At 59.9% G+C, this 13,977-nt stretch carries 13 protein-coding genes; 6 read left to right on the top strand and 7 right to left on the bottom strand.

Going from position 1 to position 13,977, the window contains the following annotated elements; all coding sequences use genetic code 11:
* Positions 1-223: 223 nt before the first annotated feature.
* From sufB to iscR, 3 genes are all read right to left on the bottom strand, one after another.
* Positions 224-1,744, bottom strand: coding sequence for a Fe-S cluster assembly protein SufB (gene sufB / locus AC5SSZ_RS06640; RefSeq protein ID WP_065273461.1), 1,521 nt, complete (start codon positions 1,742-1,744; stop codon positions 224-226).
* 15 nt (positions 1,745-1,759) lie between these two features.
* Positions 1,760-2,803: a cysteine desulfurase family protein gene (locus AC5SSZ_RS06635; RefSeq protein ID WP_495437669.1), complete on the bottom strand. Its 1,044-nt coding sequence runs from the start codon at positions 2,801-2,803 to the stop codon at positions 1,760-1,762.
* A gap of 61 nt (positions 2,804-2,864) precedes the next feature.
* Positions 2,865-3,332, bottom strand: a complete 468-nt coding sequence (iscR, locus tag AC5SSZ_RS06630; RefSeq protein ID WP_065270325.1) for a Fe-S cluster assembly transcriptional regulator IscR — start codon at positions 3,330-3,332, stop codon at positions 2,865-2,867.
* 192 nt (positions 3,333-3,524) lie between these two features.
* On the opposite strand from iscR, the gene AC5SSZ_RS06625 reads away from it, so the two are divergent.
* The 3 genes from AC5SSZ_RS06625 to AC5SSZ_RS06615 are packed head-to-tail and all read left to right on the top strand — an operon-like array spanning position 3,525 to position 5,601.
* Positions 3,525-4,178, top strand: a complete 654-nt coding sequence (locus AC5SSZ_RS06625; protein WP_065270326.1) for an alpha/beta hydrolase — start codon at positions 3,525-3,527, stop codon at positions 4,176-4,178.
* A complete protein-coding gene (locus AC5SSZ_RS06620; RefSeq protein ID WP_274829296.1) occupies positions 4,178-4,435 on the top strand; it encodes a hypothetical protein in 258 nt (85 codons plus the stop codon). Before AC5SSZ_RS06625 ends, AC5SSZ_RS06620 begins: the two co-directional genes overlap by 1 nt.
* Positions 4,432-5,601 carry an HD domain-containing protein gene (locus tag AC5SSZ_RS06615; RefSeq protein WP_274834182.1) on the top strand — a complete coding sequence of 390 codons (1,170 nt, stop codon included), beginning with the start codon at positions 4,432-4,434 and terminating at the stop codon, positions 5,599-5,601. The genes AC5SSZ_RS06620 and AC5SSZ_RS06615 overlap by 4 nt, the downstream gene beginning before the upstream one ends.
* Positions 5,602-5,750: 149 nt before the next feature.
* Here the strand turns inward: AC5SSZ_RS06615 and AC5SSZ_RS06610 are convergent, their stop codons facing one another.
* Both AC5SSZ_RS06610 and AC5SSZ_RS06605 read right to left on the bottom strand, forming a co-directional pair.
* On the bottom strand, positions 5,751-7,337 hold the full coding sequence (locus AC5SSZ_RS06610) for a methyl-accepting chemotaxis protein (protein ID WP_065270329.1): 1,587 nt from the start codon (positions 7,335-7,337) through the stop codon (positions 5,751-5,753).
* Between the two features lie 19 nt (positions 7,338-7,356).
* Complete coding sequence (locus AC5SSZ_RS06605) at positions 7,357-7,656, bottom strand: hypothetical protein (protein WP_495437668.1); 300 nt, start codon at positions 7,654-7,656, stop codon at positions 7,357-7,359.
* A gap of 249 nt (positions 7,657-7,905) precedes the next feature.
* Between AC5SSZ_RS06605 and AC5SSZ_RS06600 the strand changes: the two genes are divergently transcribed.
* The 3 genes from AC5SSZ_RS06600 to AC5SSZ_RS06590 all read left to right on the top strand — a co-directional run bounded on the left by AC5SSZ_RS06600 (position 7,906) and on the right by AC5SSZ_RS06590 (position 10,855).
* A complete protein-coding gene (locus AC5SSZ_RS06600) occupies positions 7,906-8,241 on the top strand; it encodes a DMT family transporter (RefSeq protein WP_495437667.1) in 336 nt (111 codons plus the stop codon).
* A 126-nt stretch (positions 8,242-8,367) separates the two neighbouring features.
* A complete protein-coding gene (typA, locus tag AC5SSZ_RS06595; protein WP_065270331.1) occupies positions 8,368-10,188 on the top strand; it encodes a translational GTPase TypA in 1,821 nt (606 codons plus the stop codon).
* Between the two features lie 85 nt (positions 10,189-10,273).
* Positions 10,274-10,855: a VOC family protein gene (locus AC5SSZ_RS06590; RefSeq protein ID WP_065270332.1), complete on the top strand. Its 582-nt coding sequence runs from the start codon at positions 10,274-10,276 to the stop codon at positions 10,853-10,855.
* 100 nt (positions 10,856-10,955) lie between these two features.
* Here the strand turns inward: AC5SSZ_RS06590 and AC5SSZ_RS06585 are convergent, their stop codons facing one another.
* Positions 10,956-11,243, bottom strand: a complete 288-nt coding sequence (locus AC5SSZ_RS06585; RefSeq protein WP_065270333.1) for a DUF1330 domain-containing protein — start codon at positions 11,241-11,243, stop codon at positions 10,956-10,958.
* Positions 11,244-11,245: 2 nt separating this feature from the next.
* Positions 11,246-13,897 carry an alanine--tRNA ligase gene (alaS, locus tag AC5SSZ_RS06580; RefSeq protein ID WP_495437666.1) on the bottom strand — a complete coding sequence of 884 codons (2,652 nt, stop codon included), beginning with the start codon at positions 13,895-13,897 and terminating at the stop codon, positions 11,246-11,248.
* Positions 13,898-13,977 lie beyond the last annotated feature (80 nt).

Raw genomic sequence — 13,977 nt, 5'->3', positions numbered from 1 at the left:
CGAGAGATCCAGAAGCCGACGCACCAAAACGCCAGAGCTCCAACCGCACCCACTGCATAAACGCCAAGCCCATCCGTGATCCAGCCACCCACAACAGCGCCAGTGCAAAACCCGGCCAGCAGCACTGCCGCGCTGCCGGTTCCCTGACGATGGAGGCGGTGGTGATCCCACGCGCCCCGAGCCGGTCTGGAAAGGTTTTGATCAGGCGTCCGCCGCATCAGTATCAGCCCACCGAACCTTCAAGGCTGATCGCAACCAGCTGCTGTGCTTCCATGGCGAATTCCATCGGCAGGGCCTGCAACACGTCCTTGCAGAAACCATTCACCACCAGGGCAACCGCCTCTTCTTCGTCCATGCCACGCTGACGGCAGTAGAACAGCTGTTCATCGTCCACCTTGGATGTGGTCGCCTCATGCTCCACCCGCGAGGAGTTGTTCTTTACCTCGATGTAGGGAACCGTGTGGGCGCCGCATTTGTCGCCGATCAGCAAGCTGTCACACTGGGTGTAGTTGCGGCTTTCCTTGGCCTTGGGGTGCATCGATACCAGACCGCGATAGGTGTTCTGCGCCTTGCCTGCCGAAATCCCCTTGGACACGATGCGCGATTTTGTGCGCTTACCCAGGTGCACCATCTTGGTGCCGGTATCGGCCTGCTGCATGTTGTTGGCGATAGCGATCGAGTAGAACTCGCCTTGGCTGTCGTCGCCGCGCAGGATGCAGGACGGGTATTTCCAGGTCACGGCAGAGCCGGTTTCCACCTGGGTCCACATCACCTTGGCTCGGTCACCGCGGCAATCAGCGCGTTTGGTGACAAAGTTGTAGATGCCGCCCTTGCCGTTTTCGTCACCGGGGTACCAGTTCTGAACGGTGGAATATTTCACCTCGGCGTCTTCTTCGATGATGATCTCGACCACGGCTGCGTGCAGTTGGGCCACGTCACGCTGCGGCGCGGTGCAGCCTTCTAGGTAAGAAACGTAAGAGCCCTTGTCCGCGATGATCAGAGTCCGCTCGAACTGGCCGGTGTTTTCCGCGTTGATGCGGAAATAGGTGGAGAGCTCCATCGGGCAGCGCACGCCCGGCGGCACGTAAACAAAGGAGCCATCCGAAAACACGGCCGAGTTCAGCGTGGCGTAGAAGTTGTCGGACACCGGCACGACCGAGCCGAGGTATTTCTTCACCAACTCTGGGTGGTTCTTGATCGCTTCGGAGATCGAGCAGAAGATGACACCGGCTTCTTCAAGCTCCTTCTGGAAGGTGGTGCCGACGGAAACGGAGTCGAACACCGCGTCCACAGCGACCTTGCGGCCTTCGGCAGGCGCATCCTCAGCACCTTCGACGCCTGCAAGAATCATCTGTTCTTTCAGGGGGATACCCAGTTTTTCGTAAGTGGCGAGCAGCTTGGGATCAACCTCATCCAGTGACTTCGGCTTCACTTCCATCGATTTCGGACGGGCGTAGTAATATTGATCCTGGAAATCGATTTCCGGGTAGCTGACCATCGCCCAGTCCGGCTCATCCATCTGCTTCCAGCGTTCAAAGGCGGACAGACGCCATTCGGTCATCCATTCCGGTTCTTCGTTCTTTTCAGAGATCAGGCGCACGATATCGGGGTTCACGCCCTTGGGGGCGTATTCCATCTCGATATCGGTCTCCCAGCCGTATTTATACGTGCTGACCTCGGCCACCGCATCCACGGTTTCCTGGTCTACACCTTCCTTGACTTGCGTCTGGTCCAAAGCGGCCATGATCATCTCCTGCACTCACGCCGCGCGGGCGCGATGTTTCTTTTGTTTCTTCAGCCACGCTTCGGCAAAGCGCAGCACATCTTCTTCTGTTGTCTCCAGCCCGAGCGAAACCCGAACGGCGCCCTGGGCGGTTGTCTCATCGTATCCCATCGCAGTCAGAACCGCGCTTGCCCGGACCTTGCCGCTGGAACAGGCGCTGCCCGCGCTAATGGCGAAGCCGGCAAGGTCCATCTGCATGACCTGCGTTTCGCCTTTCCAGCCCGGGGTGGCGAAACAAGTGGTGTTGGGCAGGCGGGGCGACTCTTTCCCGACAAAAATAGTTTCCGAGGCGTCGACCGCAAGGGCATTTTCTAGAATATTTCTAAGTTCGGCGACGCGATCCCAGCGCCCATCGGCCAGATCCCGGGCCGCCGCCGTGGCAGCAGCCGCAAAACCGGCGATCCCAATCACGTTCTCGGTGCCCGAGCGGCGGCCCATTTCCTGTCCGCCGCCCTTGATCTGCGCCGCCAGATCGGTGCCGCGTTTGAGCACCAGCGCGCCGCAGCCCTTGGGGCCGCCCAGCTTATGCGCCGAAATCAGCGCCATCTCGGCGCCGAGCCAGTTAAAGGCCACCGGCAGCTTGCCAAAGGCCTGAGTGGCATCCGTCACCGCAAGCCCCTGCGGCAGGTTCTGCACCACGCCGGTTTCCGAATTGGCCAACTGCAACGTCGAGCCAGCGGGGTCGGGCACCTCGACGATACCATGCTGGGACACCGAAAGATCCTCGTTAGTCCAGGCCCTTACAGCATCGTGTTCAACCGGGGCGCCGTGCAGACCCCGCCCAGACAAAGCCAGCGCCGCGCTCTCGGTGGCGCTGGAGGTAAAGACAATATCGGCCCCGTCTGCGCCAAAGGCCTCCGCGATCTGCGCGCGGCTGCGTTCGATCAGGGATTTCGCCGCGCGCCCTTCGGCATGCACTGACGACGGGTTGCCGCACAGGTCCATCGCCGCAATCATCGCATCGCGCGCCTCTGCCCGCACGGGCGTGGTGGCATTGTGATCCAGATAAACGCGTTTCATAGACTCATGTTTTCCAATCAGAGGGCACTTGGACCGTCCCTGCCTCTAGCGGGAACTGGGGTCAATCGGCCTCGGCGTCGACCACCGCAAAAAGGTTCGGAACCGCCGGGCACGGCGCCAGCTCGTTTTCGATGACATCCGACAGGCGCGTCTGGTGCAGGAACACATAGACCTGCGCGCTAAGACTTTGCCACAGACGGTTGGTCAGCGACTGCGCCCGCGATCCTGAGGCCGCGCCGGAGGCACCTGCCCCCTTGTGCATCGCATCAACGGTTTCATCGACGGCCGACAGCACATCCACCACCCGGATTTCCGACGCCGGTTTCGCCAGACGATAGCCGCCGCCCGGCCCACGCACCGAAGCCACTAGATCCGCCCGGCGGAGTTTCACAAACAGCTGCTCCAGATAGGGCAGCGAAATATCCTGACGTTTGGAGATATCGCCAAGCACGACAAGGGTGCCTTCCGGTTGCAGGGCAATATCAGCAAGGGCAACCATGGCATAGCGCCCCTTGGTGGATAGTTTCATCGTCCAGACACTCCAAACAGCCGCGTAAATGCCGAAAACATTGACCTTAACCGCATCAACGCATATCTGATCTTGACAGCGCAGGTCCAAGACCCCCGCAGCAATTAGAACAGTTCTAAGGTGCCTTACCGAATTCGTCAAGTTTCCCGGTCCGGCATTCAAGGAAATACCAAGAGTAGGAACGTACTGCCCATGCCTGAGGTCATTTTCCCCGGACCCGAAGGCCGCCTGGAAGGCCGCTATCACCCCCAAAAAGAAAAAGACGCACCGATCGCGATCATCCTGCATCCGCACCCTCAGTTTGGCGGCACGATGAACAACAAGGTTGTCTATAACCTGCACTATGCCTTCTACAACATGGGCTTCACCGTGCTGCGCTTCAATTTCCGGGGTGTTGGCCGGTCGCAGGGTGAATACGACCAAGGCGTCGGTGAGTTGTCCGATGCGGCATCGGCGCTGGATTACCTGCAGTCGATGAACAACAACTCCAAGCATTGCTGGGTTGCCGGCTTCTCCTTCGGGGCCTGGATCGGCATGCAGTTGCTGATGCGCCGCCCGGAGATCACTGGCTTCATATCGGTAGCCCCGCCTGCCAATATGTATGACTTCTCCTTCCTGGCGCCCTGCCCGTCCTCGGGTCTGATCATCAACGGCACCGCCGACCGCGTGGCGCCGCCCGCAGACACGGTGAACCTGGTGAACAAGCTGCACGAGCAGAAAGGTATCACCATTACACATACCGAGGTCGAAGGCGCAGATCACTTCTTCCAGGATCAGCACATGGACACGCTGATGACCAACGTGAACGACTACGTCAAACGCCGCCTGACAGAGAACACGCGCTGATGAGCACGATCGAGACGCTGGCCCAAAAGCTGGCCATCGATACGCTGAAAATACAGGACGCCATCGGCCAGGATCGGCTTTATGTTGAAGTCGGACAGGTTCTGGGCGCGGCGTCCCAATCTCTGGAAGAGGCATTTCTGACCGAGATCCGCGTGCGCCTTGCCGAACGCAAAGCCCGCGATTTCCTGAACCAGAAAATCGCAGCCCTGCAGGCCGAAGCTGAAGCGCAGCTGAACAAGACGGACGGCGCGTCGTGACGATGCGCCTCCAACGACAGTTCGACTTTCTCCTCGAAGCAGAAAAACTGCGCCGGATCGAACGGCAAAACCTCATTCTTGACGGGTCGCGCGCGGAAAACTCGGCCGAACACAGCTGGCACCTCGCACTTTATGCGTTGGCGCTCGCCCCGTTGGCCGACCCGGATGTGAACATCGACCGGGTCATCCGGATGCTGTTGCTGCATGATCTGGTGGAAATCGACGCGGGCGATCATCCGATCACCGATGACGTCGACTGGGAGGCCGTGGCGGTTTCTGAACTGGCAGCGGCCCAGCGACTGTTTGGCTTGCTGCCAGAGGATCAGGGCGCAGAGTTGTTCGACCTTTGGCGCGAATTTGAGACAGGCGAAAGTCTTGATGCACGGTTCGCCAAGCATCTGGACCATTGTCAGCCGATCTTTCAGACCCTGTACTGCGCGGATGCGCCGGAGTTCCATTTTGATGTGGTCCGGGAAAACCTGTCCACCGGACGCGCCGCGGCGCTGGAGACGCAATTCCCCAAGGCCTACCATCACGCAATGAACCTTTTGGGTCAGGGCAGCGTAGCGAGTTGCGCGACACTGACCCAGAGGCTGGAATTCCTCAACCAGGCCGACGCGCTGAAACTGGTTCTGCGCGCCTCCAAACTCGGAGATGGATCGCGCCGGGAAAACTCTGCCGAACACAGCTGGCATATCATGCTCTATGGCTGGATCCTGGCCGAGCACAGTGCCCACGACGTGGATGTGGGCCGCATCGTGCAGATGCTGTTGCTGCATGATCTTGTGGAAATCGACGCCGGGGACACTCCAATACACGGCACCCAGGACCCTGCGGCGCTGGCCGCGCTTGAGGCCAAGGAAGCCGCCGCCGCTGAGCGCCTGTTCCACCTTCTGCCGCATCCGCAAGGCAGCGCCTTTCACGGGCTCTGGACCGAGTTTGAAGCCGCTGAGAGTCCGGATGCCATTTACGCCAAATCCATCGACCGGGTTCAGCCGATCTTTCTGAACCTATTGAACGGTGGCGGCAGCTGGGTGGAATACGATGTCAGCCTCAGCCAGCTGGAAGAGCGCGTCGGGGTAAAAGTGGCCAGGGGGGCGCCAGAGGTCTGGACACATGTGCGCGCTCAGTTATTGCCCTGGTTTGAAGCAGCCGGCCGGGTCTAAACACCTCCCCTCCGGACGCGCCCCACAGACATAATCAGACCAAACGGAAACGGGGACAGTGATCACCACCGCCCCCGTTTCAATTCATTCACTAAATTCCGCCCACCAATGCGATGGACGGACTACCCAGATTGCTGGGCAGGGTTGCGTCAGCTCACCAGACGCAGCCCCCCTGCTCCACCCATACCTGACTGCTGATCATCAAGCTCAAAACGCGACAGCGTTCCGGCCAGCTCACGCGCCTTGCTGTCCATGCTCATGCTCATGGCGGTCATTTCCTCAACCATGGCGGCATTGGTTTGGGTCGCCCCATCCAGCGTGCTAAGCGCCGATGCCATTTCGGACAGGGCCGAAGCCTGATCGGTTGATGTGCCGGAGATTGCCTCGATCAGCTTATTGGTTTCGGAAACCCGCGCGACGATATCCTGAAGGGCGTCGCCAGCCTTGTTGACCAGTTCTGATCCTTCCTTGACCTGCTTGGCGCTGGTTCCAATCAGCGACTTGACCTCGTTTGCAGCGTCGGCGGTGCGCTGCGCCAGTGCCCGGACTTCGGCCGCCACAACAGCGAAGCCTCGGCCACTTTCTCCGGCGCGGGCGGCCTCGACGCCCGCATTCAACGCCAAAAGGTTGGTCTGGAAGGAAATATCCTCGATCACGTTGATGATCGTCGAAATCTCGTTGGAGGACTGTTCGATGTTTCCCATGGCATCCACGGCTGCGGACATCAGATCGCCGTTTTCCACCGCACCGCGATAGGCCGTGCGTGCATTCTCGGCGGCCTTGCCGGAATCAGCCGCGCTTTTCTTCACTGACTCGCTCAGCTCCTGAAGGGCTGCCGTGGTTTCGGTCAGGGTTGCCGCCTGCGATTCCGTCCGGGCCGACAGGCTTTGCACCGCCTCAGAAACGGAATGCGCATCGTTGCGGAAATCGCCAGAGATCGTCATTGCGGTGCCAATGCCCGAGTTCAGGCTTTCCGCCAGTTCATTGAAGGCGTCGCGCATGGATTCGTACTCATGCGGGAAATCACCGGTGATACGACCGCTGAGGTTTCCCGCCGCCATAGTTTTCAGGCTCTCGTCGAAAATCATCACAACGTTTTCTGAATCCCGCTTGCTACGCAGGGCTTCCTCTTCTGCCTCCTCGGCCTTGGCTGCCTCTTCCTGCAGCGCCTGTTGCTGCTCTTCGAGCGCCCTACGGGCCGCCTGACGCTGGTAGATGCTCATCAGCAGAATACCGGCCTCCAGCAGTAGGATCACGGCGTGCATCACCGTGCGTTCGATGCTGGCAAGGACCGAGCCGCCCGGGAACACCAGGGAGGGCAGCATCAGGCTGAAGGCAAGGTGATGAACCGCCACAAGCACGGTGGCAAAGATTACTGCGCCGGGACTGTAGAGGGTCGACACCACGGCGAGCGAGGCGAAGAACAGCATATGACTGTCGATCTGCCAAGCATGGCCGGTAAAGGAGGTCGTGAACAGGATGCTGTGACCGATATAGCAGAAGGCGATGACATAATCGCGAAAGCTGTCGGAGAATCCTTTTGACAGCCAAGTCAACAGGCCCAACGCACCGCTCAAGCTGGCCATCAGCCACCACGGCACCGCGCCATCAACGAAATAGGCCACCAGGGCCGGAGCAGGCAGCAGGACCAGAGTGGCCAGACGCTGAAACTGTTTGTCAGATGAGTTTGTGACGGTGGACATATCCAGCCCATCGCCTTGTGTAACCTTGCCCATACTCGAGCAGCCCCTTTACTCACTCTGCGCAGATCTGGGCGATCACCGTTCCATCGACCACAAACCAAGCGCCGTTCTCTTTTAACCGTCTGGCGTCCGCCAGATCCTCAAGCACTGTTAGCGCACCAAACGGCGCACGTTCGGGGGAAATCTCCTGCAAACCGGACCCGGCGATCACGTCGGGTGCATCCGGCCCCCATGGCGCCGACACCACAAGGATTGGCGTGCCCGGGCTCAGCTCTTTGTTCGAAGCCAGAACCAGCAACGGCGACAATGCAACAACGATACAAGCCGCCATGCCGGCCAGAAAATGCTTCATCAGATTTCCTTCCGGACTTCTCTCTATCCGAAACTCGTTGCCATTTGGTTAGAAAATTGAAAGCTGTTTTAACGATCCTCCACAATCGCGCGCGCCATAGAAACGGGCTCTTCCCGCAGCCCTTCAGATAGATTTAGCAAGGCCAGGATGCGGAATTATCGCGCGGCACGGTTTTCGGGGCTGTTCCGACGCAGCGGCTTGCGATACCCGGAAGACAACACATCTCTCCCGGAAACTTCGGAGGCCGCGATGCCCGTTCATTACATCTACCTGATCGTCGCCGTTGCCGCCGAAACCATTGGCACCACCGCCCTGCAGGCCAGCCAGCAGTTCAGCCGCCTGGTGCCCTCCCTGATCGTTCTGGTCGCCTACGGGTTTTCCTTCTACATGCTGGGCCTGACCCTAAAGGTGATGCCGGTGGGGATCGTCTATGCCATCTGGTCCGGGCTCGGCATCGTGTTGATCGCGGTGATCGGTCTTGTGGTCTTTGGCCAGAAACTGGACCTTCCGGCCTTGCTTGGCATGGCGATGATCTTGGCGGGAATCCTTGTCATTCATCTGTTTTCAGGTTCTTCTGGCCACTGACACAGGCGCCCTGGCGCCCAAATCGCTGCGTCGCAGCGGCCTTTGCGCCGGGTTTGCGGATTTTCTCTGGCCTTCGGGCCGGTATCGGGCTATGCGCGGCGCAACTTCCTTACAAAGGCTGACGTCATGGACCTGCGCAACATTGCGATCATTGCACACGTGGACCACGGGAAAACCACCCTGGTCGACGAGCTGCTGAAACAATCCGGCGCCTTTCGCGAAAACCAGGCTGTGGCGGAACGCGCCATGGACAGCAACGATCTGGAGCGCGAGCGGGGCATTACCATTTTTGCCAAACCGACTTCGGTCGAATGGAAAGGCACACGGATCAACATCGTGGACACCCCCGGTCACGCCGACTTTGGCGGTGAGGTAGAGCGGATCCTGTCCATGGTGGACGGCGTTGTCCTTCTGGTCGATGCCGCCGAGGGCCCGATGCCCCAAACCAAGTTCGTGACCTCCAAGGCGCTTGCGCTTGGCCTGCGTCCCATCGTGGTGCTGAACAAGGTCGACAAGCCCGACGCCGAGCCGGACCGCGCACTGGACGAATGTTTCGATCTCTTCGCCTCGCTTGACGCGAATGAGGACCAGCTCGACTTCCCGCATATGTACGCCTCGGGCCGCAATGGCTGGGCCGATGCAGAGCTGGACGGTCCCCGCAAGGATCTGCACGCGCTGTTCAACCTGATCGTCAACCACGTGCCCGAGCCTGCACAGATCAAGCGTCAGGATGAAGATTTCCGCATGCTGGCCACCACGCTGGGCAGCGACCCCTTTGTGGGCCGCCTTCTGACAGGCCGTGTCGAATCCGGCACTCTGAAAGTTGGGGCTACCGTTCAGGCGCTGACCCGCATGGGCCAGAAGATCGAACAGTTCCGCGTGACCCGTATCCAGGCCTTCCGCGGTCTGGCTCAACAGGACATCGAAGAAGCCCAGGCGGGCGACATTGTCTCCATCGCCGGCATGGCCAAGGCGACCGTGGCCGATACAATCTGCGCCCTGGCCGTGGACGAACCCCTGGATGCCCAGCCCATCGACCCGCCCACCATCACAGTGACCTTCGGCATCAACGACAGCCCGCTGGCGGGTCGCGATGGTAAGAAGGTGCAATCGCGCGTAATCCGTGACCGCCTGATGAAAGAGGCCGAATCCAACGTCGCGATCAAGATCGCCGACACGCCCGGCGGCGAGGCTTTCGAAGTGTCGGGCCGCGGCGAACTGCAGATGGGCGTTCTGATCGAAAACATGCGCCGCGAAGGGTTCGAACTGTCGATCTCCCGCCCGCAGGTGATCATGCGCGAAGAGAACGGCGTCAAGATGGAGCCCGTCGAAGAGGCTACCATCGACGTTGATGACGAATACTCCGGCGCGGTGATCGAAAAACTGACCGGCGCCCGCAAGGGTGAGCTCGTCGAGATGAAGCCCGCAGGCGCTGGCAAGACACGGATTATCGCTCATGTGCCTTCGCGTGGTCTGATCGGCTATCACGGTGAATTCCTGACCGACACCCGCGGCACCGGTGTTCTGAACCGCGTATTCCACGGCTGGACACCGCACAAAGGCCCCATTCCCGGCCGTCGTGCAGGTGTGCTGATCTCCATGGAGAACGGCCAGTCCGTTGCCTACGCCCTGTGGAACCTCGAAGAGCGCGGCAAGATGATGATCGGCGCCCAGGCCGACGTCTATACTGGCATGATCATCGGCGAACACTCCCGTGACAACGATCTGGAAGTGAACCCACTGAAAGGCAAGAAACTGACCAACGTGCGCGCCTCTGGCACGGATGAGGCAGTGCGCCTTACCACCCCGATGACGCTGTCGCTGGAAGAGGCAATTGCCTATATCAATGACGACGAGCTGGTCGAAGTCACGCCAAACAACGTACGCCTGCGCAAGCGCTACCTGGATCCGCATGAACGCAAGCGGATGGCCAAGTCTAACGGCTGATCACATTTACGAGGCCGCCCCCCGGGGCGGCCTTTTTCTATGCCACATTCATGATAGGGTCCGCCAAAATTACAGGAGGACCCGAATGCAGAAAATTCAGGTACAGGGCGTCCATCACATCACGCTGACTGGCGCCGACAGGCAGACATCGATCGATTTCTGGGAAGGCCTCTTGGGCATGCCCTTCGTCTTTGATCAGCCCAATCTGGACAATCCGGACGAAGGCCACCTCTATTTCGACCCCGGTGACGGGCGGCTGATTACCGTCTTCACCAATGAAACCCGCACGCCCGACCGCCGCCGCACCCCAACGGAACCCGGCTGTGTGCATCATATCGCGTTCAACGTCAGCAGGGCCATGTTCTCGCAAGTTGAAAAACGGCTGAAGGACCGCGGCATCGGCCACTCCGGCGCGAAGGACCGCGGCTTTATGGATTCGATCTATTTCAAGGATCCGCTGGGGCTGATGATTGAGCTGGCTTGCTACAGGTTTGAACCGCCCACCGGCTGCACCCATGCGGATGTAATGATCGAAGCCCACAAGATCCGCGTCGCCCGCGGAGATTACAACATTCAGGAAGAGCACCTGGCCGATGCGATCGAGCTTCTGGTGACCTGCCACACCTCGAGCCTGACGGACGATAGACGGCCCCGCGATCCCTATTGATCACTGGTGGCATTCCGGCAAAAGAAAAGGAGCGCAGGAAGGCCTGCGCTCCTTTTTTGTCTCACCCTGCCCTTTTTGGGCAGGTCGCGGAAAACCGCAGTTATTCAGAGGTTTCCACCACCATCAGTTCACGCTCAGAGGCGTCGCGCGCGTGGCTCAGCGCCTCCTGGTATTCGGGGCTGTTGTAGCAGTCGACGGCGGCCTCGACGCTTGGGAATTTCGCCACCACGTTCCGCGGGCGTTCCTTGCCTTCCAGCTGTACGAACTTACCGCCGCGGGCAATGAAGCTGCCGCCGTGTTTCGCAATCGCCGGGCCGGCCAGCTCAGCGTATTTGCCATAGGCCTCCGCATCGGTGACCGTGACGTGAGCAATCCAGAGTGCGCCCATGATTATCCCTCCAAAAGTTGTTCTGCAGCTGCGATGGCCGCTTCGGCTCCGGCAAAATCCTTACCGCCGCCCTGCGCCATATCGGGACGGCCACCGCCGCCCTTACCGCCAACAGCAGGCACAGCAGCCTTCAGCACATCTACCGCGGACACCTGACCAGTCAGATCATCGGTAACCCCGGCCGCGACTGCGACCTTACCGTCATCGTTGGCGATCAGCAGGATCACACCAGAACCGAGTTTCTGCTTATGCGCATCAATGAGCCCGCGCAGATCCTTACCCGAGACGCCTTCCAGCGCCTGACCGAGGAAGGTCTTGCCGCCGATCTCTTTGGTCTCGACGCCACCGGACGCACCGCCACCCATAGCGACTTGCTGTTTCAGCTGCGATACCTCGTTCTGCAGCGCCTTGCGCTCGTCCATCAGCGCCTTGATGCGGTCGATGACATCGGAAGGCTGTGCCTTGAGCATCGCTGCCACATCCGCCATCCGGCCCGCCTCGGCCTCCAGATATTCAGAGGCTGCAGCGCCGGTCAGCGCCTCGATGCGCCGCACGCCAGCCGAGGATGCGCTGTCACCAAGGATGACGAAGGAACCAATATCACCGGTCTGCTTCACATGTGTCCCGCCACAGAGTTCGATGGAATAGGTCTGTTTGTCGTGACCCTTGCCGGTTGCTGCGCGCCCCATGGAGACGACACGAACCTCGTCGCCGTATTTCTCACCAAACAGCGCCTGCGCGCCCAGGGCACGAGCATCATCCGGCGTCATGATCCGGGTCTCCACCGGAGTGTTCTGGCGAATATAGGTGTTCACGTCCTTTGATACTTGGGCCAGCTCCTCGGCGCTCAGCGCCTTCCCGTGGCTGAAGTCAAAGCGCAGACGATCCTCAGCGTTGAGCGAGCCGCGCTGTGCCACGTGATCGCCAAGCGCCTCCCGCAGGGCCTCGTGCAGCAGGTGCGTGGCGGAGTGATTGGCACGAATGGCGCTGCGGCGGGTGTGATCCACCACCAGCTGCGCGGGTGCATTGACCGTCACGATCCCATCGGTCACTTCGCAGAAGTGGATAATGACATCGGCAGCTTTCTTGGTGTCCGTGACGCGCAGGGCACCACCTTCGAGACGGATTTCACCGCTGTCTCCGACCTGACCACCGGATTCGGCATAGAACGGCGTCTGGTTCAGGATAAGCTGAACGCTATCGCCCTTACCCGCCTCACGCACGATCTCGCCATCCTTGACGATGGCCTGGATCTGGCCTTCGGCACTTTCGGTTTCATAGCCGAGGAAATCGGTGGCGCCATGTTCATCGGCAATATCGAACCACAGGGTGCTGTCGGCACTTTCGCCCGAGCCTGACCATGCGGCACGCGCCTTGGCCTTTTGCGCCGCCATGGCGGTATCAAAGCCGTCGGTGTCGACTTCACGCCCCTTTTCGCGCAGGGCGTCCTGCGTCAGGTCCAGCGGGAAGCCGTATGTATCATAAAGCTTGAACGCAGCCTCACCGGGCAGGGGTGCGCCCTCGTCCAGTCCGAACAGTTCGTCGTCCAGCAGCTTCAGACCGCGATCCAGCGTCTGTTTGAAACGGTTTTCCTCCAGGTGCAGCGTTTCTTGGATCAGCGCCTGTGCGCGACCAAGTTCCGGATAGGCGGCGCCCATCTGCTGTACCAGGGCCGGAACCAGCTGGTGCATCACCGGATCCTTGGCGCCCAGCAGGTGCGCGTGGCGCATGGCGCGGCGCATGATGCGGCGCAGCACATAGCCGCGCCCATCATTGGAAGGCATCACGCCGTCAGCAATCAGGAAAGAGGTAGAGCGCAGATGGTCCGCGATCACCCGGTGGTGCACGTTTTGATCGCCATAAGGATCAACGTTTGTGACATCGGCCGAGGCTTCGATCAGCGCCTTGAACAGGTCGGTGTCATAGTTGTCGTGGCTACCCTGTAGCAGTGCACCGATACGCTCAAGCCCCATGCCGGTGTCGATGGACTGCATGTCCAGCGCCTTCATCGAGCCGTCTTCGAACTGTTCGTTCTGCATGAAAACGACGTTCCAGATCTCGATGAAACGGTCGCCATCTTCATCAGCGCTGCCCGGAGGGCCGCCCCAGATGTGATCACCGTGATCGTAGAAGATTTCAGTACACGGACCACAGGGCCCCGTCGGCCCCATTTGCCAGAAGTTGTCCGAGGTATCGATGCGGATGATCCGGTCCTCGGGCACGCCGACCTTTTTCCAGATTTCAAAGGCTTCGTCGTCGGTATGATAGACGGTGGTCAGCAGACGGCTCTTGTCGATGCCGAATTCCTTGGTGATCAGCTCCCAGGCAAAGGGGATCGCCTCTTTCTTGAAGTAGTCCCCAAAGGAGAAGTTGCCCAGCATTTCAAAGAACGTGTGGTGGCGCGCGGTATAGCCAACGTTGTCGAGGTCGTTGTGCTTGCCGCCCGCCCGCACACATTTCTGCGCGGTGGTGGCACGTTTGTAATCACGATGCTCGACCCCGGTAAAAAGGTTCTTGAACTGGACCATGCCCGAGTTGGTGAACATCAGGGTGGGATCGTTGCGGGGCACAAGCGGACCGGATTCCACGATTTCGTGGCCTTGCTTGGCAAAGTAGTTCAGGAAGGTGGAGCGGATGTCGTTCAGCGTCGCCATATGCGGGATCCCTTTTCGGGCTTTGTCAGGGTTTCAGGCAGGTTTAGCCCCAGAGCGCAGCCCTGTCCACTGCCCCCCGA

It is taken from the genome of Phaeobacter sp. CC-HEC084 (genome assembly GCF_059429255.1).
This window is presented reverse-complemented; position numbering and strand designations above follow the sequence as displayed.